This is a genomic window from Methylobacterium sp. J-026 (assembly GCF_022829585.1).
Lineage (GTDB): Bacteria > Pseudomonadota > Alphaproteobacteria > Rhizobiales > Beijerinckiaceae > Methylobacterium.
In genome coordinates, this window is the sequence record NZ_JAKSYC010000195.1 from 31,881 (window position 1) to 57,950 (window position 26,070).

Annotated in this window: 22 protein-coding genes; 14 read left to right on the plus strand and 8 right to left on the minus strand. The window is 72.2% G+C overall.

The genetic code is table 11. The features are described 5' to 3' along the window. Window positions 1–20: 20 nt before the first annotated feature. Both MKK69_RS18210 and MKK69_RS18215 read right to left on the minus strand, forming a co-directional pair. Window positions 21–1,307: a PAS domain-containing methyl-accepting chemotaxis protein gene (locus MKK69_RS18210; RefSeq protein ID WP_243970113.1), complete on the minus strand. Its 1,287-nt coding sequence runs from the start codon at window positions 1,305–1,307 to the stop codon at window positions 21–23. Between the two features lie 310 nt (window positions 1,308–1,617). Further along, entirely contained in the window at window positions 1,618–3,348 is a 1,731-nt protein-coding gene (locus MKK69_RS18215) for an adenylate/guanylate cyclase domain-containing protein (protein WP_243970115.1), read from the minus strand. 237 nt (window positions 3,349–3,585) lie between these two features. Here MKK69_RS18215 and MKK69_RS18220 point away from each other — a divergent pair, with 237 nt between their 5' ends. The 9 genes from MKK69_RS18220 to MKK69_RS18260 all read left to right on the plus strand — a co-directional run bounded on the left by MKK69_RS18220 (window position 3,586) and on the right by MKK69_RS18260 (window position 12,572). Next, window positions 3,586–4,206: a DNA-3-methyladenine glycosylase gene (locus tag MKK69_RS18220; protein WP_243970117.1), complete on the plus strand. Its 621-nt coding sequence runs from the start codon at window positions 3,586–3,588 to the stop codon at window positions 4,204–4,206. 144 nt (window positions 4,207–4,350) lie between these two features. Then, the gene (locus tag MKK69_RS18225) at window positions 4,351–5,505 is read left to right on the plus strand and encodes a transporter substrate-binding domain-containing protein (RefSeq protein ID WP_243970119.1); all 1,155 of its coding nucleotides are present in this window, start codon (window positions 4,351–4,353) and stop codon (window positions 5,503–5,505) included. Continuing rightward, window positions 5,502–6,128: an ANTAR domain-containing response regulator gene (locus tag MKK69_RS18230; RefSeq protein WP_243970121.1), complete on the plus strand. Its 627-nt coding sequence runs from the start codon at window positions 5,502–5,504 to the stop codon at window positions 6,126–6,128. Before MKK69_RS18225 ends, MKK69_RS18230 begins: the two co-directional genes overlap by 4 nt. Before the next feature lie 170 nt (window positions 6,129–6,298). After that, window positions 6,299–7,144, plus strand: a complete 846-nt coding sequence (locus MKK69_RS18235; RefSeq protein WP_243970123.1) for a nitrilase family protein — start codon at window positions 6,299–6,301, stop codon at window positions 7,142–7,144. Window positions 7,145–7,178: 34 nt separating this feature from the next. Next, the gene (locus MKK69_RS18240; protein ID WP_243970125.1) at window positions 7,179–8,333 is read left to right on the plus strand and encodes a substrate-binding protein; all 1,155 of its coding nucleotides are present in this window, start codon (window positions 7,179–7,181) and stop codon (window positions 8,331–8,333) included. A 133-nt stretch (window positions 8,334–8,466) separates the two neighbouring features. Next, a complete protein-coding gene (locus MKK69_RS18245; protein WP_243970127.1) occupies window positions 8,467–9,300 on the plus strand; it encodes a branched-chain amino acid ABC transporter permease in 834 nt (277 codons plus the stop codon). Then, entirely contained in the window at window positions 9,293–11,095 is a 1,803-nt protein-coding gene (locus MKK69_RS18250) for an ABC transporter permease subunit (RefSeq protein WP_243970129.1), read from the plus strand. Before MKK69_RS18245 ends, MKK69_RS18250 begins: the two co-directional genes overlap by 8 nt. Next, a complete protein-coding gene (locus MKK69_RS18255; protein ID WP_243970131.1) occupies window positions 11,088–11,819 on the plus strand; it encodes an ABC transporter ATP-binding protein in 732 nt (243 codons plus the stop codon). The genes MKK69_RS18250 and MKK69_RS18255 overlap by 8 nt, the downstream gene beginning before the upstream one ends. Window positions 11,820–11,825: 6 nt before the next feature. Continuing rightward, on the plus strand, window positions 11,826–12,572 hold the full coding sequence (locus MKK69_RS18260; protein ID WP_243970132.1) for a DUF1028 domain-containing protein: 747 nt from the start codon (window positions 11,826–11,828) through the stop codon (window positions 12,570–12,572). A 45-nt stretch (window positions 12,573–12,617) separates the two neighbouring features. Here MKK69_RS18260 and MKK69_RS18265 read toward each other — a convergent pair whose 3' ends face one another. Next, window positions 12,618–13,178, minus strand: coding sequence for a PAS domain-containing protein (locus MKK69_RS18265; protein ID WP_243970134.1), 561 nt, complete (start codon window positions 13,176–13,178; stop codon window positions 12,618–12,620). Between the two features lie 196 nt (window positions 13,179–13,374). After that, window positions 13,375–15,915, minus strand: coding sequence for a PAS domain S-box protein (locus tag MKK69_RS18270; RefSeq protein ID WP_243970136.1), 2,541 nt, complete (start codon window positions 15,913–15,915; stop codon window positions 13,375–13,377). Between the two features lie 602 nt (window positions 15,916–16,517). Here MKK69_RS18270 and MKK69_RS18275 point away from each other — a divergent pair. Next, a complete protein-coding gene (locus tag MKK69_RS18275; RefSeq protein WP_243970137.1) occupies window positions 16,518–17,006 on the plus strand; it encodes a response regulator in 489 nt (162 codons plus the stop codon). Between the two features lie 209 nt (window positions 17,007–17,215). On the opposite strand, the gene MKK69_RS18280 is transcribed toward MKK69_RS18275, so the two are convergent. Both MKK69_RS18280 and MKK69_RS18285 read right to left on the minus strand, forming a co-directional pair. Continuing rightward, a complete protein-coding gene (locus tag MKK69_RS18280) occupies window positions 17,216–17,584 on the minus strand; it encodes a hypothetical protein (RefSeq protein ID WP_243970139.1) in 369 nt (122 codons plus the stop codon). Window positions 17,585–17,616: 32 nt separating this feature from the next. Next, window positions 17,617–18,720, minus strand: coding sequence for an SMP-30/gluconolactonase/LRE family protein (locus MKK69_RS18285; RefSeq protein ID WP_243970141.1), 1,104 nt, complete (start codon window positions 18,718–18,720; stop codon window positions 17,617–17,619). Window positions 18,721–18,924: 204 nt separating this feature from the next. Here MKK69_RS18285 and MKK69_RS18290 point away from each other — a divergent pair, with 204 nt between their 5' ends. After that, window positions 18,925–19,149 (plus strand): DUF6894 family protein, encoded by a 225-nt coding sequence (locus tag MKK69_RS18290; RefSeq protein WP_243970142.1) that lies wholly within the window; start codon window positions 18,925–18,927, stop codon window positions 19,147–19,149. Window positions 19,150–19,453: 304 nt separating this feature from the next. Here the strand turns inward: MKK69_RS18290 and MKK69_RS18295 are convergent, their stop codons facing one another. Both MKK69_RS18295 and MKK69_RS18300 read right to left on the minus strand, forming a co-directional pair. Further along, entirely contained in the window at window positions 19,454–19,939 is a 486-nt protein-coding gene (locus MKK69_RS18295) for a hypothetical protein (RefSeq protein WP_243970144.1), read from the minus strand. Window positions 19,940–20,113: 174 nt separating this feature from the next. Continuing rightward, window positions 20,114–21,685, minus strand: a complete 1,572-nt coding sequence (locus tag MKK69_RS18300) for an ABC transporter substrate-binding protein (protein ID WP_243970146.1) — start codon at window positions 21,683–21,685, stop codon at window positions 20,114–20,116. Between the two features lie 249 nt (window positions 21,686–21,934). On the opposite strand from MKK69_RS18300, the gene MKK69_RS18305 reads away from it, so the two are divergent. From MKK69_RS18305 to MKK69_RS18315, 3 genes are read left to right on the plus strand one after another with little or no spacing between them, the layout of a single operon-like run. Further along, complete coding sequence (locus MKK69_RS18305; RefSeq protein ID WP_243970148.1) at window positions 21,935–24,190, plus strand: ATP-binding protein; 2,256 nt, start codon at window positions 21,935–21,937, stop codon at window positions 24,188–24,190. A 1-nt stretch (window position 24,191) separates the two neighbouring features. Beyond that, on the plus strand, window positions 24,192–24,653 hold the full coding sequence (locus MKK69_RS18310) for a response regulator (RefSeq protein WP_243970150.1): 462 nt from the start codon (window positions 24,192–24,194) through the stop codon (window positions 24,651–24,653). Then, the gene (locus tag MKK69_RS18315; protein ID WP_243970152.1) at window positions 24,650–25,819 is read left to right on the plus strand and encodes a hybrid sensor histidine kinase/response regulator; all 1,170 of its coding nucleotides are present in this window, start codon (window positions 24,650–24,652) and stop codon (window positions 25,817–25,819) included. Before MKK69_RS18310 ends, MKK69_RS18315 begins: the two co-directional genes overlap by 4 nt. The last annotated feature ends 251 nt before the right edge of the window (window positions 25,820–26,070 follow it).

Below are 26,070 nucleotides of genomic sequence, written 5' to 3' on the forward strand. Positions count from 1 at the left end.
GACGCCGGTCCCGATCGCCTTCAGGCGGCCCGAATCCGCCCGAGGAAGTCGTGGACGGCGGTGCCGAGACGCTCGGCATGGGTCGACAGCTGCAGCGCCGCGTTCAGGACCCCGTCGGCGGCCGAACCGCGCGCGCCCGCGTTCGACGCGATCTGCCCGATATTGTGCGTGACGTCCCCGGTGCTCGACGCGGCCTGTCCGATCGTGCGGACGATCTCCTGCGTGGCGGCCTGCTGCTGCTCCACGGCGGCGGCGATCGAGGTCGTGGTCGTGTCGATCTCCCGGATGCGGCCGGCGACGCCGCCGATCGCCGCCACCACGCGCTGCGTGGCCGCCTGCATCTGGCTGATCTGCGTGGTGATCTCCTCCGTGGCCTTGGTGGTCTGGCCCGCCAGCTCCTTCACCTCCGCGGCGACGACCGAGAAGCCCCGGCCGGCCTCGCCGGCCCGCGCCGCCTCGATCGTGGCATTGAGCGCCAGCAGGTTCGTCTGGCTGGCGATCGACGAGATCACCGCGATGACGGTCCCGATCTTCGAGGCGGCCGCATCGAGGTCCGTGATCAGGCCCGTCGCCTGCTCGGCCTCCGTCACCGCGGTGCGGGCGAGCCGCGCGGAGCCGTCGACCTGCTGGCCGATCTCCGAGACGGACGACCCGAGCTGCTCAGCCGCCGATGCGACGATGCCGACGTTGTCCGACGTCTGCGTGGCCGCCTTCGCGACCTCGCCGGTGCGCTGCGTGTCCTGCTCGGCGAAGCCCGTCATCCGACGCGCGACGGCCTCCATCTCCGCCGCCGCCGCCGACAGGGCGGCGACCACCGACGACGCGTTCGCATCGAACTCGGCGATCAGCGCCTCGAGCTGCCGCGAGCGCAGCGTGCTGGAGTGAAGCGCCTCGACCTCGGCATGGATGTCGACGAGGGAGCCGCAGGCCCGCTGCGCGACACCGGCCCGATCGAACGCGACGCCGCCCGTCGCGCGGAACCAGCGATACGTGCCGTCGGGCATCCGCAGCCGGTACTTGACGTCGTACGCGCCCCGGTTCGTGACGTTCTTGAGCGCGGCACCGAAGGCCGCGAAGGTCGGGCCGGCATCGTCGGGATGCAGGCGGCTCGACCAGGACTCCATCGTGTTCGGATACTCCGCCTCCGATTTGTAGCCGACCAGCCGGCGGAATTCGGCGCTCCACGTCCAGCGGCTCTTGGGATGTGCGGGATCACCGTCGTGCAGGATCGCGTCCCACAGCCCGACCCCGGAATGGACCTGGAGCAGCGCGAGCAGTTCCGACGTGTCCCGACGCTTTGCAAACATTTTCCGCCCCTCGATAGTGATCAATCGTCGGTGCACTTGCCGTATTCCGGCGTCGATTTTATTTTTGATCGATTAATCGAGATATGTTTTTCATTTGTGATGGAAATTGGAAGATGTGATTTCGCTTTTAGCCGGTTAAACATTGGGTGTGATGCAAGATCTGCTATCACACGATTCCCTGTTGCGGAAGCGTTGCGGCCCGGGCCGGAGGGCGTGGCGGGCCGGCCGAAACGCCGTTCGGCTGTGCCCACCGGACGTACCGCCGGAGCCGTTTCGCTCGGCCCCCGCGGCGGTCGGCCCCCGCGAGGCCTTACCGGCGCCCGAGCACGTTGACCCGCACGGCCTCGGAGCGGCCGTCCACCGCGACGTCGCGGATCGTCTCGGGGGCGAGGCTGGCCGCGCGGTACACCGCCTCCGACACGACCGCCACGCAGCCGAGGCCCTTGGTCAGCCCCTGCAGGCGCGAGGCGACGTTGACGGTGTCGCCGAGCGCCGTGAAGCGGGCATCGGTGGCGTCCCCCATCTCCCCGACGATCGCCGGGCCGGCATGCACGCCGATCCCGTACCGCAGGGTGTGTTCCAGGTCGGCCGCCAGCAGCCGGTTCAGGGTGGCGACGGATTCGGCGATGCGGTCGACCGCCCGCAGGGCGTCCCGGGCGGCCTGTTCGGGCTCCGTCTCCAGGCCGAACAGGGCGAGCAGCCCGTCGCCCAGGAACTGGTTGGTCGAGCCGCCCGCCTCCCGCACGGCGTCCCCGACCGCGCCGAGGAAGCGGTTGATGATGAACACGGTGTCGTAGGGCAACCGCTCCTCGGCGAGCCGCGTCGAGCCGCGCAGGTCGACGAACATCGCCACGATGAAGCGCTCCTCGCCGGATTCCGCCCGGTCGAGCAGATCCGCCTGACGCACCCGCGGCTGCGGCGGCAGCAGCGGCACCACGGCGAGGTCGGTCTCGGGCCGGAACTGGCAGGCGAGGCGCACCCCCGGCCCGGCGGCGATCCGCTCCAGGACGGCCCGCTCGGCCCGGCCGGGGTCCGGCGCGCCGTCGCTGCCGTCCGTCACCCGGATCCGGCAGGTCGAGCACCGGCCGCGGCCGCCGCAGACGCTGGCATGCGGGATCCGGTTGCGGCGGCTGGCCTCCAGGACGCTGGTGCCCCGGGGCACCCGGACCACCCGCCCGTCGGGGTAGCTGAGCCGGACCGTCCCGCGGGTGACCTCCGCCAGGCTCCGCAGCCCGCGCGCCGCGACGACCGCCGCCACCAGCCCGGCATAGGTCAGGAGCATCCCGTCCCGGATGCCGGCGAGCCGCGCCACCTGGTCGGGCCGCCCGACATGGACGGGCTGGAGCGCCGTCGCCCGCCAGGCCGGATCCTGCGCCAGGGCGAGGATCGCCCGGCCGCCCTGCACGAAGCCCAGCAGCGCCAGGACCGGCACCAGGACCGCGAGGGCCAGCAGCACCGGCGCCGCGCGCCCGAAGCCGGGCCTCAGCCGGAGCCAGAAATGCAGGCCCGCGCAGCCGTGGATCCAGGCGACGATCAGCACGGCCGCCTGCATCAGGCCGAGCGGCGGCGAGGCCACCCAGAAGGTGTAGAGTTCCTGCGCGTAGCCCTTGTCGAGATCCTCCGTGACGAAGGCGATCCGGGTCCCGGCGATGTGGCTGACGAGCAGCGGCGGGATGAGCAGGCCGGAGACCAGCTGCAGGATCTCGGAGGCCCGCCAGCGGAAGAAGCGGGCGGCGTAGAGGGCCTGGAGCCCGAGGAGCAGATGGGCGAGCAGCGCGCCGTACAGGAGCGTCAGGCCCAGGGGGTTGAGCCACAGGGCCGTGACGAGGTCGAGGCCGTCCTCCATGGCGGCGAGGGAGACGTTGCCGAGCGCGTGGTTGGCGAGGTGGCTCAGCACGTATCCGAACAGCACCAGACCGCTCGCCAGCCGGAGGCGGCGCAGGGTCAGGGGCCGCCACGCCCGCGCGGCAGCCGCGGCCGGCCGCCCCTCGGCGTGCCCGTCGGCGGATCGCAGCGTCGCGACCGAGGCTGTGCGCGTCATGCTGGGAGGTCCGATGGGATCGGCCGCGGGCCCGCAATTCGCCGACCTTCGTACCAGCAAGACTTCCACCGCGTCCGATTTATTTCGCTTCGCCGGTGGAACACGGCGTCGATGTCCGCGGGCACTGCGCGCGGTCGCGGCCCGTCGCGGGTGACGGGATCGGTCGGATCGGGCCAACCTGAAGGGCCGGCTGTGCGTTGCCCGTGCCGGATGGCGCCTGCCGGACCCGGGGACCCGATGCTGGATTTCGACTTCGCCCGACCGGCCGCCGCGGTGGCGGCGGACCTGATCGGCGCGCACCTCTTCGTCGACGGGGCGGGGGGCCGCATCGTCGAGACGGAGGCCTACGACCGGACCGACCCGGCCTCCCACAGCTTCAACGGTCCCACCCGGCGCAACGCCAGCATGTTCGGTCCGCCCGCACACGCCTACGTGTATCGCTCCTACGGGCTGCACTGGTGCCTGAACCTCGTCTGCGCGCCCGGCAGCGCGGTGCTGCTCCGGGCCATCGAGCCGACGGAGGGTCTGGCCGCCATGGCGGAGCGCCGGGGCCAGGGCAATGGCGAGAACAAGGGCAATGGCGAGGGCAAGAGCAAGGGCGAGCGCGAGGCGCGGCTCCTCTGCGCCGGGCCCGGCCGCCTCTGCCAGGCGCTCGGCGTCACCGGCCTGCTCGACGGGGCGCCCCTCGGGCGACCGCCGTTCCGGTTCGAGCCCCGCACCCGGCCGGTCGCGGTGGTGAGCGACCGGCGGATCGGGATCACCCGCGGGGCCGGCACCCCCTGGCGGTTCCTGCTCGCCGGCTCCCGGTTCGTCAGCCGGCCGGTGCGCCGGGGCGTCCCGGGGGAGGGGGCCGCGTGACCGGGATCGCCCGGCCGGTCGGGGACCGCCGTGCGGATCGGCGGCGGCGCGCCCCGTCCGGCGGCGCACCCGTCGGCTTTCACCCCGCGGGGTTCGTCGGGTAGGACGGGTCGGCCGCGCGGCCGGCGCCGATCGGGGGGAACCATGGCGGGCAGGGATGAGGCGGCGTGGCGGGTCGGCGTCCTGTTCTCCCGCAGCGGGGTCAGCGGCGTCACCGAGACCGAGCACTTCCTCGGCACCGCCCTGGCGATCGAGGAGATCAACACGGCCGGCGGCGTGCTCGGGCGCCCGATCGAACCGGTCTGCTACGACCCGGCCGGCGACAACGCGGCCTACCGCGTGCTGGCCCGGCGCATGCTCGGCGAGGACGGGGTCGAGGTGGTGTTCGGCTGCTCGCTCTCGGCAAGCCGCAAGTCGGTGCTCTCCACCGTGGAGCGGCACAACGGCCTGCTCTGGTACCCGTCGATCTACGAGGGCTTCGAATACTCGGAGAACATCATCTATACCGGCGCGACCCTCAACCAGAACGTCTTCGCCCTGGCCGACTATCTCCTGCAGGCGCACGGCCCGCGGATCTTCCTGATCGGGTCGGACTACATCTACCCGCGCGAGTCGAACCGCGTGATGCGCGACCTGATCGAGGCCAAGGGCGGGACGATCGTGGGCGAGCGCTACGCGCCCCTCGACGGGGACGATGCGGCCCACGCGGCGATGATCGCCGAGATCCGCCACGCCGGGCCGGACGCGGTGTTCTCCACCGTGGTCGGGCGCGGCGCCGAGCGGCTCTACCGGGCCTATGCCGGGTCCGGACTCGACCGCGCCCGCTGCCCGATCGCCAGCCTGACCCTGGCGGAGGGCCAGATCCGGGTGATCGGCCCCGAGCTCTGCACCGGCCATGTCCTGGCGGCTTCGTACTTCGCCGCCCTGGCGGGCGAGGAGAACCGGCGCTTCGTGGCCGCCTTTCAGGCCCGGTTCGGGCCCGGGCGGCCAACCAGCATGTGGTCGGAGACCGCCTACGCGCAGGTCCACCTCTTCGCCCGGGCGCTCGCGGAGGCCGGCACCCTCGACGCCGAGCGCCTCGGCGCCGCGGCCCTGCGCCAGCGCCTCGCGGCGCCGGAGGGCGAACTCGCCTTCGACGGCGAGACCCGGCACCTCTGGCTGACCCCCGGCATCGGCGTCGCCCGCGCCGACGGGCAGTTCGACGTAGTCTGGCGGGCGCGCCGGCCGGTGCGGCCCGATCCCTACCTGGCGTGGTCCCGGTTCGAGACGAACGGGCTGGAGGAGGGTGTCGCCGCGTGACCGCCTCCGCCCGCAAGATCCTGGACGACCTGAGGCGGGCCCGCGCCCTCGTGATTCATCCCCGGGACGAGGAGGGCGCCGCGCTCCTGGAGCAGCTCCGGCGCCTCGGCTGCGCGGTCTCGCTGGCCTGGCCGCCCCCCGCCGCCCTGCCGGGCGACATCGACACCCTGTTCATCCAGCTCGACGACGCCCAGGTGATGCACCTGCTGCCGTCGATCGAGGCGATCGAGCCCGCCGTCATCGCCATTGTGGCCTACGAGAGCCCGACCTCCCTGAAGGCCATCGCCGACGTCAACGCCCACGGGGTGCTGAACAAGCCGCTCCACCCGCGGGGCGTGCTCACCCAGTTCGCCCTCGCCCGCTACCGGCGCGGCTACGAGGGGCGGCTCACCAGCAAGATCAACCGGCTCGAGGAGACCATGAAGGGCCGCCGCACCGTCGAGAAGGCGGTCCGGCTCCTCGTGGAGCTCAACCGGATCGACGAGGACGCCGCCTACCGGATGCTCCGGGACCGGGCGACCGCGTCCCGGGTGCCGATGGCGAGCGTCGCCGAGGGCGTGGTGACGGCCCACGAGGCGATGAGCGGTCTCGGTCTGCGCATCGCGTTGGCGGACAAGACCTGATCGCAGCAGCGTGACGCAATTATAGTCTTGCGGTCCGTGTCTCGGGGCGTATCGTTCGAGCGGGCAAGGGTGCCCCGCAGCAGGATTGCTGCACCACATCTCGGCTTTGGAGCCTCTGGTTCGCGGATGATCCGTCCGCGTCCAGGGGCTTTTTGCGTTTTGGAGCTTTCATGATCCAAGCGAACGGTCCCCCGCGCCCGCCGATACGGGTGTCCTGCATCCAGTTCGAGCCGCGGATCGGCGCGGTCGCGGCCAATATCGCCGGCGCGTCGGATCTCGTCCGCGCCGCCGCCGCCGGGGGCAGCCGGCTGATCGTCCTGCCGGAACTCGCCAGCACCGGCTACGTGTTCGAATCCGAGGCCGAGGCGCGCTCCCTCGCCGAGCCGGTGCCGGACGGCCCGACCACCCGGGCCTGGGCGGCGCTCGCCGCCGAACTCGACGTGCACATCGTCGCCGGGATCGCCGAGACCGCGGGCGACGTCCTGTACAACGCCGCCGTGGTCGTCGGGCCGGAGGGCTATATCGGCACCTATCGCAAGGCCCATCTCTGGGACCGGGAGAACGTGTTCTTCGCCAAGGGCGACCTCGGCTTCCCGGTCTTCGCCACCGCGCTCGGCAAGGTCGGCGTCGCGATCTGCTACGACGGCTGGTTCCCCGAGACCTTCCGGCAGCTGGCGCTGGGCGGCGCCGAGATCGTCTGCATCCCCACCAACTGGGTGCCGATGCCCGACCAGCCCGCGGGCGAGGCCGCCATGGCCAACACCCTGCACCGGGCCGCCGCCCATTCGAACGGGATCTTCATCGCCTGCGCCGACCGGGTCGGGATCGAGCGCGGCCAGCCCTTCGAGGGCCAGAGCCTGATCATCGGGCCCCAGGGCTGGCCGCTGGCCGGTCCGGCGAGCCGCGACCGGACCGAAACGCTCTCGGCCCTCGTCGACCTCGACGCGGCCGGCCGCAAGGACCTGAACGCGTTCAATTCCCTCCTGCGCGACCGCCGCACCGACATCTACGGCTGAGCCGCGATCCCTTACCCTCCCAAGGAGTTCGTTCATGGTGAAATGGTCCCTCCTCGGCGCCGCCGCGCTCGTCCTCGCCGCCCCGGGCGCGCGGGCCGCCGACGGCAAGCCGATCGTCATCGGCGTGCCCGTCGGCCTCTCGGGGGCCAACAGCGTCGTGGCGCCCTCGGTGGTGCAGTCGGCCGAACTCGCGGTCGAGGAGATCAACGCCAAGGGCGGCGTGCTCGGCTGCAAGCTCGCCCTGGAGGTGGCCGACGACGCCTCCGGGGCCGCCGGCGCCCAGAAGGCTTTTGACGGGCTGATCTACCAGAAGAAGGTCGACGTCCTGATCTCCATGGAGACGAGCGCGGCCCGCAATGCCGGCCTGCCCGCCGTCACCAAGGGGAAGGTGCCGTTCCTCTACACCTCGTTCTACGAGGGGCATTCCTGCAACAGGAACCTGTTCGTCGATGCCTGGGTGCCGGAGCAGCAGGTGCCGCCGGTGGTCGACGCCTTCAAGGCGAAGGGCGCCAAGACCTATTTCCTGATCGGCAGCGACTACGCCTTCGGCCGCGGCATGCTGGGCTTCACCCGGAGCTACGTCGAGAAGACCGGCGGCAAGGTCCTCGGCGAGGAATACCTGCCGATGGACGGCAGCGACTGGACCGCGATCGTCTCCAAGCTGAAGGAGGCCAAGCCCGACGCGCTGATCACCTCCACGGCCGGCGGTGCGCCGAACGTGACGCTGACCAAGCAGCTGCGCGGGGCGGGCGTGGCGCTGCCCTTCGCCAACCTCGCCCTGGACGAGGGCACCGCCAAGAGCATGGGCGCCGACGCGGAGGGCGTCTACCTCTCGGCCTCCTACGTCACCGGGATCGACAGCCTGGAGAACAAGGCCTTCCTGGCCGCCATGAAGAAGAAGTTCGGCGCCGAATTGCGCACGCCCAACGACCTCTCGGTGCCGGAATACGAGGCGATCTACCTCTACAAGGCCGCCGTCGAGAAGGCCGGCGGCACCGAGACCGCCAAGGTGCTGGAGGCGCTGCCGACGGTGAGCTTCACCGGGCCGCGGGGCACGATCACCATGAGCAAGCAGCACCACGCGCCGCTGACCATGTATCTCGGCCAGATCCAGGCCGATGGCACGGTGAAGGTCGCCGGCACCTTCAAGGATGTCGATCCCGGCGCGCAATGCCCGAAGCTGCCGTGAGGGGACGGGGGCTGAGGAAGCCGCGCATCGCCCTCGCCGAAGAGCACCGCGCGTCTCCCTCCCCCCTCTGCGGGGGAGGGGGCGCAGCGGCCCGTGCCGTGCCTTCCTATTCCCGCCCACCCGGAACGCCCCGATGCTCCTCCTCCTCGACATCCTGACCACCGCGGCGATCCTGTTCATCGTCGCGATCGGCCTGCTGGCGATCTTCGGCGTCCTGAAGATCATCAACTTCGCCCACGGGGCGTGGCTGACGGTCGGGGCCTATTGCGCGGTGGTGACCGCCCGGCTCGGGCTCAACCCCTGGCTGGCGCTGCCCCTGGCCTTCGTGGTCGGGGCCGTCCTCGGCGGCTTCGCCGAGCAGGTCATCATCCGGCCGCTCTACCGGCGGCCCCTGGACGCGATCCTGGCGACCTGGGGCCTCGGCATCGTGGTCGGCCAGCTCATCACCCTGGGCTTCGGCCGCGACGTGCAGCTCACCCCGAACCTGCTCGCGGGGACCGTGACGATCCTCGGCGTCGACTATTCCGCCTACCGCCTCGTGGCGCTGGGTATCGCGCTGGCCATCGGCCTCCTGTTCGCGCTCACCATCGAGCGGACGCGGCTCGGGCTCTCGGCCCGGGCGGTGATCATGAACGAGACGCTCGCCCGCAGCCTCGGCATCGACACCGGCCGGGTGCGCCTCGTGGTGTTCATGATCGGCGCCGGCTTCGCGGCGCTGGCGGGCGTCCTGCTGACGCCGCTCACCAGCGTCGATCCGAACATGGGCGTCTCCTGGCTGATCGGCGCCTTCATGCTGGTGATGGTCGCCGACGCCTCCTACCTCGCCCTGGCGGCGGCCTGCCTGGTCTTCGGCGCCGCGCAGGTCCTGATCAGCACCTTCGTGAGCCCGATCCTGGGCAGCATCGCCGTCGCGGTGCTCGCCGCCCTGGTGCTGCGGATCAGCCCGAAAGGATTCTCCCGTGCTTGAGAGCGTCCCCGTCGCCCGGCGCGACGCCGCGGCCCCGCGCCGGCGCCTGTCCCGCGCAGCGCCCTTCGTGGCCGCGATCCTGGCGGCCCTGGCGCTCTGGATCGCGCCGCGCGTCCTCGACACCTTCGCGGTCAACGTCCTGACCCGCTCGATGATCTACGCGGTGCTGGCCGTCACGGTGGACCTGCTCTGGGGCTTCGCCGGGATCCTGACCTTCGGGCAGGCCGCCTTCTTCGGCGTCGGCGCCTACGCGACGGCGATGATCCTCGCCGCCTACGGGGCGACGCCGCTGGGGATCGCCGCGGCGCTCGCGGCGGCGCTCGCCGCCCCGGCCCTGCTCGGCCTCGCGGTGGGGTGGCTGTCCTTCTACCACCGCTCGACCCCGCTCTACGCCTCGGTGATCTCCCTGGTCGTCCCGATCGTGGTGACGCAGCTCATCTACTCGGGGGGCGAATGGACCGGCTCCAGCAGCGGCCTCGTCGGCTTCGACGTGCTGCCCCTGGAGATCGAGGGCTATTTCCGCCTCGCCGCCCTGGTCCTGATCGCCGTCACCCTGGCGGCCTGGATCCTGGTCCGGGCCGATGCCGGGCGCGCCCTCGTGGCGCTCCGGGACAACGAGGCGCGCTGCGCCTATCTCGGCCTCAACCCGCGCCGCCTGCAGATCCGGCTGACCGCGGCGCTCGCCGCCGTGGCCGGGCTCGCGGGCTTCCTGTTCGCCAACGCGTCGGGGGTGGTCGCCCCGGAGAATGCCGGCTTCCTGTTCGGGACCGAGCTGGTGATCTGGGTGGCGCTCGGCGGGCGCGGCACGCTGCTCGGCCCGGTGCTGGGCACCATCGCCATCGACTACCTCGCGGCGAACCTCTCGGGGGATCTGCCGTTCCTCTGGCAGCTCCTCCTGGGCACGGCCTTCGTGGTCATCATCATCCTGCTGCCGGGCGGGCTCGCCGACCTCGTCGGCCGCCTGTGGCGGGCGCTGCCCTTGGGCCGGCAGGAGCCCGTGCCGCCGCGCCTCGTCGCCCGGGCCGCCGAGACCGGCGCGGCGGCGGCCGGTCCCCCGATCCTCAAGGTCGCGGGCCTCGCCAAGGCCTATGGCAGCCTCACCGTGCTGGAGGCCATCGACCTGGAGATCCGCGCGGGCGAACTCGTCAGCCTCGTCGGCCCCAACGGCGCCGGCAAGACCACGCTGATGCGCTGCCTCAGCGACGGCACCGAACCCTTCACCGGCGCCATCGCGATCGGCGGCATCCCGACCACCGGCCTGACGCCGAACCGCATCGTCGGCCTCGGGGTCGGGCGCAAGTTCCAGGTGGCGAGCGTGTTCGAGAGCCTGTCGGTGGCCGAGTGCCTCCGGCTCGCCCGGGCGCCGCATGACGGCCTGAGCCCGGTCGGGCAGGCCGAGACGCTGGGCCTGCCGCAGCCGGCCCTCGACGTCCTGCGGATGACCGGCCTCGACCGCCTGCTGACCCGGCCGACGCGGCTCCTGTCCCACGGCCAGAAGCAGGCGCTCGAACTCGCCATGGTGGTGGCGCTGGAGCCGCGCTTGATCCTGCTGGACGAGCCCACCGCCGGCCTGACCAAGGCCGAGCGCACCACCATCGGGACCGTGCTCAAGGCGCTGACCGCCGGGGGCCGGATCGCCGCCGTGCTGGTCGAGCACGATCTCGACTTCGTGCGCGAGATCTCCTCCCGCATCGTGGTGCTGCACCAGGGCCGGCTCGTCCTCGACGGCACGGTGGAAGACGTCGTCGGCTCCGAACTGGTCCGGACCATCTATGCGGGAGGCGCCCATGGCTGAGGCGGCGCGGCGGAGCGAGCCGGCGACGGCGGCCCTCGCCCTGGAGAACGTATCGAGCGGCTACGGCGCCGTCTCCATCGTGAAGGATGTCTCGCTGGCGGTGCGTCCGGGCGAGATCGTCGCCCTGCTCGGCAAGAACGGCATGGGCAAGACCACGCTGCTCAAGACCGTCCTGGGGATGGTCGCCCTGCGCGGCGGCGGGATCACGATCGGCGGCCAAGCGCTCGCGGGGCTCACGCCCGCCAAGCTGGTGGCACTCGGCGTCGGCTACGCCCCCCAGGAGCAGCCCCTGTTCCAGGACCTGTCGATCCGCGACAACCTGCGCCTCGCGGTGCCCTCCGACCGGATGCTGCCCGAGGCGCTGGAGCGGCTGTTCGGCCATTTCCCCTTCCTGAAGGACCGCCTCGCCCAGCGGGCCGGCACCCTCTCGGGGGGCGAGCAGAAGATGCTGATCCTCGGGCGCGCCCTGATGCTGCGCCCGCGCCTCCTCCTGATCGACGAGATCTCCGAGGGCGTGCAGCCCTCGATGGTCGAGCGCCTGCGCGGCGTGCTCCAGGCCGAGCGGGATTCGGGCGTGTCCATGCTGGTGGTGGAGCAGCACGTCGCCTTCGCGCTGGGGCTGGCCGACCGCTACGCGGTGCTCAAGCGCGGCGAGATCGTCGACAGCGGCCCGGCCGGGGCGCCGGAGGCGCGCGCCCGGGTCATCGACCACCTGGCGGTGTGAGGCACGATGGAACTCAACACCTTCTCCATCGCCGCCCGCTGTCCCCGGACCGGGCAGCTCGGCGTCGCGGTGGCGAGCGCCGTCCCGGCTGTGGGCGGGCTGTGCCCGTATCTCAGGGCCGGGATCGGGGCCGTCACCACGCAATCCTGGGTGAACCCCTACCTCGCCGCCCGCATCCTCGACCGGCTCGCCTTGGGCCAGGTCCCCGATGCGGCCCTGGCGGCGGCCCTCGCCACCGACGACCGGCCGGACCTGCGCCAGCTCGGGCTGGTCGACGCGCACGGCACCGGCGCGGCCTGGACCGGAGCCGGCTGCACGGCGGCGGCCGGCCACCGCACCGGCGCCGATTATGCCGTGCAGGGCAACATGCTCGCCGGGCCGGGGGTGCTCGACGCCATGGCGCGGGCCTTCGCGGACGCCGCCGCAGCCGATCTCGACGAGCGGCTGATGCGCGCCCTGGAGGCCGGCGATGCCGCCGGCGGCGACCGGCGCGGCAAGCAGTCGGCGGCGCTCCGGATCGTGGCCGGCGAGGATTATCCGCTCCTCGACCTGCGCGTCGACGAGCACGCGGTGCCCGTGGCGGAGCTGCGCCGCGTCCTGGAGGTCGCCCGCCGGCAGCTCGTGCCCTTCGTGGCCGGCATGCCCCGGAAGGACGGGCCGGCCGGCGCGCTGCCGGACGCAGTCGTGGCGATGCTCCTCAAGCCCCCCGCCGAGCGCCCGGGCGGGGCGCGCGATCCTGCGCGGGAACCGTGACGCCCCGCGCCGCCCAGGACCTCCGGGTCTCCGGCCCCGGTCTCGTCACGGACATCCGGGCGCCTCGAGATCCGCGAGGGTGAGCTTGGCCTGCGCGACGGTGGCGACCGTGTTGGCGATCGTCGTCAGGGACCCCTCGATCACGATGCCGCTCTCGGCCAGCGTCGGGTTCAGCCGGGACACGGTCCGGCTCAGCGCGGTCTCGTAGGCGGACAGCAGCTCCGGCTGCGAGCGGCTGACGTCGAATTGGGAGGCGAGAAGAAAGCGGACCTCGCCCGACAGCGCCTTCAGCTTGGACAGGGACAGCAGATTGACGAACGGCCGGCCGTCCTTGCGGACATTGACGATCGGCGTGCGCACCGCGCCCAGCCTTTCGTCCTGCAGGAAGGCCTGGATCCTGGCCCGGGCCTCGCGGTTCTCGGTGTCGCGCTGCAGGAGGCGGCAGTTACGCCCGACGACGTCCACGTCCGCGTAGCCTGTCAGCTGGCGGAAGGGTTCGTTCACCAGCAGCAGCGAGGTGTCGCCGCCGGCCGCGGCCAGGGCCAGGGCGATGTGCGCGCCCTCGATATAGCGCCTGAGTTCGGTTGGGATGTCCTGCGTGTGCACGGCAGATCCTCCGTCGCCTCCGATCGGTTCGGCACGTCGCATCCGGGCCGGACGTCCCCCCGGTCCGTGATTCCGAGGATGGCGGCGCCATCCGGTTCGCGCCCCGGGCGGCGGGGCGCCGCCGCCGTCATGAGCGCCACGGTTCCCCGTGGCAATGACCGGGGCCGCGCCGACCCGCAGGGCCCCGTCCCCGGCCTCAGCCCTCGCCCGCGATGATCCCCCGGATCCGCGTGGCGAGCGCCTCCAGGGCGAAGGGCTTGGTCATCACCTGCATGCCGGGGCCGAGATGGCCGTGGTTGAGCGCGGCGTTCTCGGCGTAGCCGGTGATGAACAGCACCTTGAGGTCCGGCCGGGTCTCGCGCGCGGCGTCGGCCATCTGGCGGCCGTTCATGCCGCCGGGCAGGCCGACATCGGTGATCAGCATGTCGATGCGCACGTCGGACTGGAGCACCTTCAGGCCCGAGGCGCCGTCCGCCGCCTCGATCGCCGCGTAGCCGAGATCCTCCAGCACCTCGGTGACCAGCATCCGCACGGTCGGCTCGTCGTCCACCACGAGGACCGTCTCGCCCTGCTCGGCCCGCGGCGCGTGGGCGAGGTCGGGCAGGATGGTCTCGCCCTCCGTCTCGCCGAGATGGCGCGGCAGGTACAGGCAGACCATCGTGCCCTGGCCGAACTCCGAGTAGATCCGCACCTGCCCGCCCGACTGCTTGGCGAAGCCGTAGATCATCGACAGGCCGAGCCCGGTGCCCTCGCCGATCGGCTTGGTGGTGAAGAACGGGTCGAACGCCTTGGCGACCACGTCCGCGGTCATGCCGGTGCCGTTGTCCGAGACGCAGAGCGTCACGTACTGCCCGGGCTCCAGCTCGCGCTCCTGCCCGGCCCGGTGGTCGAGCCAGCGGTTGGCGGTCTCGATGACGATCCGCCCGCCCTCCGGCAGGGCGTCCCGGGCGTTGAGGCAGAGGTTGAGCAGGGCGTTCTCGAGCTGGCTCGGATCGACCAGCGTCGGCCACAGGCCGCCCGCGCCCACCGCCTCGATCGTCACCGCGGGGCCGACCGTGCGGCGCACGAGCTCCATCATGCCCTCGACCAGGCGGTTCACGTCGGTCGGCTTGGGATCGAGGGTCTGGCGGCGCGAGAAGGCCAGCAGCCGGTGGGTCAGGGCGGCGGCGCGCCGGGCCGCCCCCTGCGCCGCGCCGATGTAGCGGTCGAGGTCGCCGACCCGGCCCTGGAGCATCCGGGTCTGCATCAGCTCCAGCGAGCCGACGACCCCGGCCAGCATGTTGTTGAAGTCGTGGGCGAGCCCGCCGGTCAATTGCCCGACGGCCTCCATCTTCTGCGATTGCCGGAGCGCCTCCTCGGCCCGCATCAGCTCGGCGGTCCGCGCGGCGACGCGCTGCTCCAGGGTCTCGTTGAGGCTGCGCAGGGCCGCGGTGACGCGGTCCCGCTCCGCCTCGACGGCCCGGCGCTCGTCCACGTCGAGGAGGACGCCCGGGAAGCTGAGCGGCGTCCCGTCCGGGCCGTGGTCGACGCGGCCGTTGGCCTCCAGCCAGTAATAGCGCCCGTCGGCGCGGCGGACCCGGTACTGGTGCGCGTAGGCCCCGCCCCGGGCGATGGCGGCCTCGATCGCCGCGGCGAGGCCGGCCCTGTCGTCCGGGTGGACGGTCTCCACCACCTGGGCCAGACTCAGGCCCTCGCGCCCGAGGACCGGGTCGAGGCCGAAACTCGTCGCGAAGGCCTCGTCCACGGTGAAGCGGTCGTTCGGCAGGTCCCACAGCCACGTGCCGATGATCGCGCCCGCCGCCAGGGCGAGCTGGACGCGCTCGACATTGGTCCGGGCCAAAGCCTCGCTGGCGCGCAGGGCGTCCTCCGCCTGCCGGCGCGCCGTGATGTCCCGGAACAGCACCGAGACCTGGCGCCGGCTCGGCGGCTCGATGCGCACCGCCGAGACCTCGATGGTGCGGTCCACGAGCGCGAAGTAGCGCTCGAAGCGGATCGGGACGCCGGTGCGGAGCACGCCGCCGTAGAGGTCGAGCCAGGCCTCCGCGTCGTCGGCCGGGACGAGGCCGCGCAGCGTCCGCCCGACGATGCCGGCGATGCCGGTATGGCGCTCGTAGCCCGGATTGGCCTCGACGTGGACGTAGTCGCTCAGCGGCCCATGCGGGCCGTCGAGGAAGGTGATGACGCAGAAGCCGTCGTCGATGGCCTCGAACAGCGTCCGGTAGCGCTCCTCGCTGGCGCGCAGGGCCTGCCCGGCCTCGCGCAGATCCGTGCGGTCCTGGAGGATCTGCACTAAGCCGGCGGGGTCGCCCGCATCGTCCCGCAGGGGCATCGTCTCGCTGGCGACCCAGAGGCGCGCGCCGTCGGCACGCAGGCGCCAGCCCGTGTCCTCGGCACGGCCCCGATCCAGGGCCATGCGCATCCCGGTCTCCGGATGGCCCGCTGCCCGGTCCTCGGGGGTGAACAGGTCGGCGATCGGCCGACCCCGCATCGCCGCCGCGGTCCAGCCGAGGAGGCGCTCCGCCCCCGCGTTCCACGCGGTGACGTGCCCGTCGCGGTCGGCGGCGACGACCGCGAGCCGGGTGGTCCCGTCGAAGATCGCCCGCTGCAGCCACGCCCGCGCCGCCGCGCCCGGTGCGTCCCCCCGGGCGGCAATGCCGGCCCGGGCGCGGAGCGCGGCGGCCTCCTCCTCCAGCGCGCGGGCGCGCCGCAGGAGGTCCTCGGTCCCGGCCTCGCCCATGCTCAGGTCCCGATCCGCGCGCGGGCGCGCGGATCGGCCCACGCGCGCCGGGCGCGGCCGAGCTCGTCGGGGGTGGCGAAGGGGGCGGTCACGGTCGGGAATCGGCCTCCGGGAGGGATGGGGATGCGTCGGCGCCTTCTGCCGGAAACCGGCCCGGGGCGCCACAGCGGGCCGCACCTTTCCGGGGCCGCCGATCTGGTCCGGAGCCGGTGTGGTGTGGAGCGCAGCCTCGGGAACGGGGGCGGGCCTCGGGCGGGACCCGGCCGGTTCGGGGTGCGTGGCGGGATGCGGCCCGCAACGGACCCTCGGCGGGTCCGCTTTCGGGCGCTGGGTGGGGCCGCGGCGAATGACCGGAACGGGCGGTTTTCCGCCGGTCCGGACCTTGGCGCGGCATTGGCACATCGGATATTGGCCGCCGCCACGCGGCGATCCGGGGGGGGGGGCACGAGCGGTTCCGGGTGCAGCCCGATTAGGCGCTTTGCCCGCGGTGCGGTAGCAAGGTCGGCGGTTTCAATGTCTCTGGAGCGGCTACCTCGCCATGCCGGAGCGCTCTGCAGCGCCTCGCCCTGACGAACGTAAGGCTGAGATCAGGAGCAAACCCAGTGATCGCTGACCGCAGGCCTCTCGCTGTCCTCATCGCGGAGGCCGACCAGCTCGTCCGTATGGTGACGGTTGATATGCTGGAGGATGTCGGCTTTCAAACCATCGAGGTCCGCACGGCCGCCGAGGCGCTGGCGGTGCTCGAAGGACCGACCCCGGTGCGCGTGCTGATTACGGGACGGGGCATCGTAGGCGACGGTGTTGCCCTCGCCCATCTCGTTCACCACCGTTGGCCCGGTGTTCGCATCATCGTCACCTCGGGCGCCGGGGCGGATCTTCAGCGCGAACTGCCGCCGGGCACACGCCTGCTCAGCAAGCCGTACGTGTTCGCGGACCTCATCCAGGAGGTGGAAGCCGGCCTCGCCGAGGGGCAAGAGGACCTCGCGGCCGCTCCCGTATTGCCGAGCGGAGTCCCGCCTCATACGGGATTGGAGCTGGGCAACGGCATCGGCGCCCTTGCCGCTCCCACGACCGAGCCGGACAAGACGTAGCTTCGGCCTCTCCGACGACCGAGCAGGATTTCCTGCCTCGGCGGGGTCGGTCACGGTCGATCGGAGCCATCCCTTGGGGGGGCTGCCCTGTTCGCCCGCTTTCGAGAATGGGGCGCGTCGGCATCACGAGCTGTTACGGGTCGGAAACAGAGGGCCTGTGTCCCACCCCGGGCGGACATCGCCAAGGCCAAGCCGCTCGACGTCACGCCTCAGCGCGGCCCGGCGAGGCGGCAGGCGGCCGCGCCGGCCCGGGGCCAGCCGTAATAGATCGCCTCGGCCTGCCCGGCGGCGCCGCCGGCGATCGCCGGCACGGCGGCCGTCTGCGTGGCGAGGACCGTCCCGCCCGCCCCCGTGAAGGTGCAGAGGACACTCGCGTTCGTCACCGGGTCCGGTCCCGCGTTCCGCACCTCGACCAGGGCCCGCTGTGGCTCGTGGGAATCCGGGGGCGTGTGGAGGCGGGTCTCCTGAACGACGAGGCCGTCACCGGCCCGCACCGGCGCTGCAGGCCCGACGAGGGCGGCGACCAGGAGGGTCCGCGCCAGCCAAGAGACGTGGAATGCCGCCATGATCGTACCCATCCATCCTTCCGTCGCGGCCCCCGCGACCGCGCTCAGTTGCGCAGCGGCTTGGCGTCGATCTGCATCCGGTAGATCGTCGTCGGGAACTTCACCGCCGAGGCCTCGCCGCCGTTCATCGCCGGGGTCCGGTTCATCTGCGCCGCCGGGATCCACAGGCCGCCCTGCTCGTCGATCCAGAGCGCGTCGACCCAGACCAGCCGCGGATCCTGCACGAGCGTGCTCATCGACCCGTCCGGGGCGATCTTCAGGATGCGCAGGCCGTCGGTGTCGCTCGCGTAGATAGTGCCGGCCGCGTCGATCGCGGTTCCCCCCGTCGCCACGGTGGCGGCGTGGAGCCGCACGTGCTTGGCGCGCTCGGCGTCGCTCAGGGTGGCGTCGTCGAGGTCGCGGGTCGGGATGCTGTAGAGCGGGCCCGTGCAGGCCTGATAGTAGAAGGTCTGGCCGTCCGGCGAGACCTCGAGCTGGTCGGCGTGGATGAAGAGCAGCTTGCCCTTGTCGTCCCGGAGCACCCGGCCCTGGCCGGTGAGCGGACGCTGCGCGATCGTCGACCAATGCCCGTCGAGCACCCGCCGCAGGGATCCGGTGTCGAGGTCGAGGACGATCAGCCCGGGCTGCCCGGCATCGGTCAGGTAGACGTGGCGGCCGTTGAAGCGGAAATCGTCGATGAAGCTCCTGTCGGTGGTCGCCGCCTGCAGGGGGTAGACCTTGCGCACGGCGTTCGTGGCGAGGTCGATCTGCACGAGTTTGGGGCCGCCCGGGAGCGGCGCCTCGCCCATGCCGGGGGCGCCCTTGTCGACCACCCAGAGGTCGCCGTCCGGCCCGATCCGGATGGCGTTGACCGCCACGAACGCCTTGGCCGGGTCGTCCCCGGCCTTCCAGGCGTTCCAGCCCGCGTCGGGATAGGCCACGGCCTTGCCGTCCCGCCACTCGCCGAGCTCGATCCCCGTGTCCTTGGTCTGGCGCTGGAACGGCGAGAACACCCGGCCGTCCCGGGACCGGGTGACGCCGTTGAAGACGAGGCTGTCCGACTGGATCATCGGCTGGAGGGCATCGCCGGCGGCCGGCGCCTCCGCGGCACGGCCGGGCGTCGCCAGGCCGGCCACCAGCAGGAGGGCAAGGAGTGAGGGGCGGGTCATGCGGCGTCCCGGGATGCACGGCGAAACTGTCCGCCGGAAAGCGCGGGCGGCGGGTTCCTGTTCCTCGACGGGCCGCAGGCGATCCCGGATCGCGGTTCGATCCGGGCCGGCTGCGACGCTTCGACCGGGCTGGATCCCGGCCAAATCAGAACATATAGTGAACTCAAGGTGAGGGCCGCGCGGGGCGGTCGGGAGGCGCGAGGGATGGCACGCTACCGGTTCCACTGCACCAACGGCCTCGAATGCGTGTTCGACGCCCGGGGCACCGAGATCCGCGCCGCCGCGCGCCTGACCGCCCGGGCGCGCCGGGTCGCGGCCGACGTGCGGCACACGCTGGCGAACCGGACCGACTGGTCCGAGTGGCGCGTCAGCGTCCACGATCTGACCGGACGGCGGGTCCTCGTGCAGCCCTTCGAGGCGGCCGCCTGAACCGCCCCGCAGCCAGACTCGGATTGGCCCGGGCGCGCTGTTCACACCGAGCGGATTCACAAACCGGGCAACACGGGCGCAGGACGGTGCGTGGGTCTCCCCTCTCCCGCACGGGAGCGGGGCCTGTCGTGCCTTCCCGAACCGAGGGTGTGGGTACCGTGGCCCGCAGGGGGCGGGAGGGGCATGGCGGCTCTAGACTGCCATGCCGGTGGACCGGGCGATGATCCCAAACCCGAACTGGGAATCGCGGAGCCCGGCGGGTCGCAGGGACGTCGCGATCAGCCGGGCCCCGCGCGTCCCGCCGTCACCGGCCGGCCATACCGCCCCGCGCGGACCGGATCGGGGCGCGGGCACGTCCCCGCCCGCGCCGGAGCGAATCGGGCAGGAAATCGCGGTCGGTCAGGGCGGCCGCCACCACCGCGAGCAGGCCGAGATGCAGGGCGCCCGCGGCGATCGCGGGGCTGTGGAGCGCGCCCAGCACGAGCGCCCCCGCAGCCATGGAGGGCGGACCGGCGACGTAGACCGCGGTCCGCCAGGGGCCGGCGGGCCGGGCGAGGCGCCAGAAGCAGGCCGCCAGGGCCACCAGCGCGAACCCGCCCTTGAGCGCCGCCATGAACCGGATCACCCGCACCAGATCGGGATCGACGGGCGTCACCGGGCTCCGGGACACCGTCCAGGCCCCGAGCAGCGCCAGGGCCGTCAGCAGGACGAGGGCGGCGCGCGCCGGGAGCGGGCGTCCGTCCGCGCGCCCGGCGGCGGCCGGTTCATCGAGCGGGATCTCAGCGCGCATGGGCTCCTCCCGGACAGGGTGCGGGTCAAGCCTCGGGCGTCTGCGGGGCGATGACCGGACCGTGCCGGTGAGTGTGCGGCAGGACCCGCGAGCCGTCAAAGACCCGGCCGGACGACATGGCGGCGCAGCAGGGACACGGACACGGCCGCGTCCCGCCGGATTCCGGAACGCCGCTCACGCCTTCCGGAGGTTCCAGAGGATCGGAAAGCCCACGACGCGGCCGGCGAGATTGCGCCGGTGCGCGGTCATCGATCGGTAGGAGCCGACCGGCACGTAGACCACCTCGTCGAGGGCGACCCGCTGCATGTCGGCGCAGAGTGCCCGGCGCGCCGCCTCGTCGGGGGCGGCGAACCAGGCGGTGCGCAGCGCCTCCAGCTTCGGGATCGAGGGCCAGCCGAACCAGGCATTGGCGCCGTTGGCCCGGAGCGGCTGGAGCGCGGCCGGGTCGGCATTGTCGAAGGACGAGAACGTGGTCAGCAGCACCGACCAGCCGCCCCTGTCGACGGGCTCGCGCGAGACCCGGCGCTGGATCACGGTGCCCCAGTCGCTGAGCGCCGTCTCCACGGTGAAGCCGATCCGGGGCAGGAGATCGGCCGCCACCTGGGTGATCGCCGAGGGCGCCAGGATGTCGGTCGGGCCGATCAGCCGGACCTTCGCACCGTTATAGCCCGCGGATTTCAGCAGGGCCCGGGCCTTGTCCAGGCTGCGCGGACCGGTCAGCGCCTCCAGGCCGGCCTCCGTCGCCATCGGCGTGCCCGGGGTGAAGATCCCGCACCGGTCGTTGAAGTTGGCCGGATCGTCGCCCGCGACCGCCGCCATGAAGTCGCCCTGGACGATGGCCGGCAGCAAGGCCCGGCGCACCGCGACGTCGTCGAAGGGCGGGTGCAGGTGGTTCATCCGCAGGATCGCGGGATTGGTAAGGCGGTCGAGCCCCTCCACGACGATGTCCCGGTTGCGGGCCAGCAACTGCTGAAGTTCGGGCGGCGGCTGCTCGTACCAGTCGATCTCGCCGTTTTGCAGCGCGGCCGCCGCGGTGGCGCCGTCGGCGATGATCCGCCACTCGATCCGGTCGAAATGAGCGACCTTGCCGCCGGCGGTCAGGCTCGGCGCCCCGGGGGCGGGCACGTAGCCGGCGTGCCGCTCGTAGACCATCAGGCTGCCCGAGTTGAACTCGTCGGCCTTCCAGCGGAACGGGCCGGAGCCGGTGGCGTCCGTGATCTGCTTGAACGGGTCGGTGCGCGCGATCCGCTCGGGCCTGATGAAGGGGGGCTGGCTCACGCTCGCCAGCGCGTTCGGGAGCAGCGGGAACGGCGTCTTGAGCCGGAACACGAGGCGCGTATCGCCGTCGGCGCTCAGGTCGTCGGTCGCCGCCATCAGCACCTGGCCGAAGCCGTTCCGCGCGGCCCAGCGCCGGATGCTGGCGACGCAGTCCCGCGCCAGGACCGGGGTGCCGTCGTGGAAGCGCAGGCCCTCGCGCAGGGTGATCGTCACCCGGCGTCCGTCCTCCTCGACCCGGTGCCCGGCCGCCATCTGCGGGCGGGGCTGCAGGTCGGCATCGAGGCCGAACAGCGTGTCGTAGACGACGTAGGCGTGGTTGCGCGTCACGATCGCCGTCGTCCAGATCGGGTCGATGGACGTCACGTTCGCCTGCGGCACCATGCGCAGGACCCGGGCGTCCTGGGCCCGGCCGACGACCGGGGCCGCCAGGGTCGCCGCGCCGGCCGCGAGGAATGTGCGTCGCTTCATCGTGGTCCTTTCGCGGGATGCATAAGCGTAGCAACCCCCGGACCAGAGCGGGCGCGTGCCGCCGGCCAGGCGCGCCGGGGAATGATCGGTCCGACGCGACCGTCGGTCGCTTCCTTGAAACCCGGCCCTTCGGCCTCGGTATCGTGCACGGAGCGGCCGGACCGCGCATGGTCAGGCCCGCGGCTCGATGTTAATGTTCGTTAGATGGTACGGTCCCCCCGAGCGTCCGTCGCAATGGGGTATATCGGTTTGGAGCCATCGAAGAACGCGGCGCCCCGGGTCGACCTGACCGCCTGCGACCGCGAGCCGATCCACATCGTCGGGAGCGTGCAGCCGCACGGCTTCCTGCTCGCCCTCGACGCGGGGAGCCTCGCGATCGTGCAGGCCAGCGCGAATGCCCCGGTCGAGGCCGCCGTCGGCACGTCCCTCCACGCGGCTTTTCCGCACCTCGCCATCATCGTCCGGCGTCATCTCGACGAGGGCGGCCCGCAGGCCGGCGCGTCCTACCTCCGCACCGTGACGCTGACCTCCGACGCCGCGCGCCTGACCTACGAGGTCGCGGCCTACCGGGTCGACGACCTCGTGGTGCTGGAACTGGAGGAGATCGACGCCGCCGCGATGGGGGTCGGCCTCGACGTGCTCACGCCGCGGCTGCGCGCCTTCGTCGAGCGGCTGCACACCGCCCGCAGCATCGAGGAACTCTGCCAACTCGTCGCGGAGGATATCCGCCACGTCACCGGCCTCGACCGGGCGCTGGTCTACCGGTTCGACCGGGACTGGCACGGCACGGTGCTGGCCGAGGACGGCAACGGCGTCCTGCCGTCCTACCTCGACCTGCGCTTCCCGGCCTCGGACATCCCCGCGCAGGCGCGCGAACTCTACCGCAGCAACCGCCTGCGCATCATCCCGGACGCGGGCTACGCGCCCGTGCCGATCCTGCCGGCGACGACGCCGGCCGGCAAGCCGCTCGACCTCAGCCAGTCCGTGCTGCGCTCCGTCTCGCCCGTCCACGTCGAGTACATGCGCAACATGGGCACGATGGCCTCGATGTCGGTGTCAATCCTGATCGACGGCGGCCTGTGGGGCCTGATCTCCTGCCACAACAGCAAGCCCAAGCGCGTGCCGCTCCACGCCCGCAATGCCTGCGACGTGCTCGCCCAGATCTTCGCCCTGCAGCTCTCGGCGCGGGAGCGCGGCGCCCAGGCCGAGCAGCGGCTGGCGCTGGGGCAGGTGCAGGCGCGCCTGCTCGGGTTCATGGCCGAGGAGGACAGTTTCGTCGACGGCCTCCTCAAGCATCCCGACGACGTCCTGGCCCTGGTGAACGCCTCCGGCGCGGCCATCGTCACCGCGGACCGGTGCCGGCTCCTCGGCGCGACGCCGGACGAGCGGGCGGTGCGCGCCCTGTACGAATGGCTGTCGGCCCGCGGCGACACCGACGCCGTCTTCGTGTCCGAGGCCCTGTCGGAGGTCATCCCCGGGGCGGCGGCCTTCGCCGACCGGGCGAGCGGGCTCCTGGCGATCTCGGTCTCGAAGAAATACGCGAGCTACATCCTGTGGTTCAGGCCGGAGGTGGTCCGGACGGTCAAGTGGGGCGGCAACCCGACCAAACCGGCCGTGCCCGATCCCGAGGGCGGGCCGGACCGCCTGCATCCGCGCAAGTCGTTCGAGATCTGGAAGGAGACGGTGCAGGGCCGCTCGCTACCCTGGTCCATCCCCGAGGTCGAGGCTGCCAAGGACCTGCGCGCCTCGGTGCTCGGCATCGTGCTGCGCCGGGCCGAGGAACTCGCGGCCATGAGCGAGGAGCTTCAGCGCTCGAACAAGGAGCTCGAAGCGTTTTCGTACTCGGTGAGCCACGACCTGCGCGCGCCGTTCCGGCACATCGTCGGGTACTCGAACCTGCTCAAGACCCGCGAGGGGGCCAACCTCTCCGAGAAGGGCCGGCACTACGTCGACACCATCATCGAGGCCGCCTTCTCGGCCGGGACCCTGGTCGACAACCTGCTCGCGTTCTCGCAGATGGGCCGGAACGCCCTGAACAAGGTCTCGGGCGACATGAACGCCCTGGTCGAAGAGGTCCGGCGCAAGATCCTGCGCGACGTCCCCCCCGACCGGAGCATCGTGTGGGACATCGCGCCGCTCGGGCGTGCCTACGCCGACCCGGTGATGCTGCGGCTCGTCATCGAGAACCTGTTCTCGAACGCGGCCAAGTACACCCGGGGCAAGCCCGAGGCCGTCATCACGATGGGGCGCCTGCCGCCGAAGGACGGCGAGGCGGTGTTCTTCGTGCGCGACAATGGCGCCGGCTTCGACATGGCCTATGTCGACAAGCTGTTCGGCGTGTTCCAACGCCTGCACCGGGTCGAGGAGTTCGAGGGCACCGGCATCGGACTGGCCAACGTCCGGCGCATCGTCGAGCGTCACGGCGGCCGGACCTGGGCCGAGGGCGAACTGGGCCAGGGCGCGACCTTCTATTTCACCCTGCCGCTCCGGGAGGAATCGCACTGACATGGCGGGACTGAAGCCGATCCTCCTCGTGGAGGACAACCCGAACGACATCGAGTTGACGCTCGCGGCCCTGGAATCCAGCCAGCTCGCCAACGAGATCGTCATCTGCCGCGATGGGGCGGAGGCGCTCGATTTCGTCTACCGGCGCGGGCCGCACGAGCGGCGCCAGGCCCAGGATCCGGCGGTGGTGCTGCTCGATCTCAAGCTGCCCAAGGTCGACGGCCTGGAGGTGCTCGCCAAGATCAAGGGCGATCCGACGACCCGCGGGATCCCGGTGGTGATGCTGACGTCGTCGCGGGAGGAGACCGACGTGGTGCGCTCCTACGACCTCGGGGTGAACGCCTTCGTGGTGAAGCCGGTCGGGTTCGAGGAGTTCTTCGCCGCCATCAAGGAACTGGGGGTCTTCTGGGCGCTGTTGAACGAGCCCCCGCCGCACCGGGGAGGCTGGCCATCGAACGTGTGATCGGAAGCGCCGCCGGCCCGCTGCGCATCCTCCACCTGGAGGACAGCGACCTCGACGCGGAACTTATCGAGGCGGAACTTGAGAAGCTCGGCCACGCGGTGGTGATCGAGCGGGTGATGACGCGCGACGCCTTCGCGGCCGCGGCCCTGCCCGGCCGCCACGACATCATCCTGGCGGATTACGTGCTGCCGACCTTCGACGGGGTCAGCGCGCTCGGCATCGCCCGGGAGCAATGCCCGGACATCCCGTTCATCTTCTGCTCGGGCACCCTCGGGGAGGAGGTGGCCGTCGAGGCGCTGAAGAACGGCGCCACGGACTACGTGACCAAGCAGCGGCTCGACCGCATGCCCCGCACCATCGTGCGGGCCCTGGCGGAGCGGCGGGCCCGCGCCGACAAGCGGGCGGCGGAAGCCGCGCTGCAGGCGCTGAACGAGACGCTCGAGGCGCGCATCGCCGAGCGGACCCGGGAACTCGCGGAAGCCAATGCCGAGCTCCAGCGCCAGATCGGCGAGCGGGAGCGGGCCGAGGAGGCCCTGCGGCTCAATCAGCGCCTGGAGGCGGTCGGCCAGCTCACCAGCGGCGTGGCGCACGACTTCAACAATCTCTTGACCGTGATCGCCGGCAACATCGAGTTCCTGGAACGCGCGGTCTCCGACGACCGCGCGAAGCGCCGGCTCGCGATGATGAAGGGCGCCGCGGAGCGGGGGGCCAACCTGACGGCGCAGCTCCTGGCGTTCTCGCGCCGCCAGCGCCTGGAGCCGACCCCGGTGGAGCTGAACCAGACGGTCCTCTCGATGCGGGACCTGCTGCAGAGTTCCATCGGCGGGGCGGTCCGCATCGAGACGACGCTGCAGGAGGGGCTCTGGCCGGCGCTGGTGGACGCCACCCAGATCGAGCTCGTGATCCTCAACCTCGCGATCAACGCCCGGGACGCGATGGCGGTGGGCGGAACCCTCGCCATCGAGACCGCCAACGTCACCGTCACGGGGCCGCCGAGCCGGCCCGAGCAGCCGCAGCCCGGCGAGTACGTCATGGTCTCGGTGAGCGACACCGGCACCGGCATGGCGCCGGCGGTGCTAGCGCGGGTGTTCGAACCGTTCTTCACCACCAAGGAGGACGTCAAGGGTTCGGGCCTAGGACTCGCCCAGGTGTTCGGCTTCGTGTAGCGGTCCGGCGGCGGCATCCGCTTACATACGGTGTCCGCCGAGGCCACCTCGACAAAGGTTGACTAGCCCCGCGGGTGCGTGACAGTCTCGGCGGGGGACCCCCGCACACCCACGGCGCCGGCCGGCGGAGCGCGGGGGGTGGAACCCGTTTTCTACACCACCTAGGGCGGCACGGGGGGGGGCGCCGCCGCCTCGCGCCCGTTCCGCGTTTGAGAGCCGTACGGCGGCTGCCGCCCGCATCCCACCGGTTC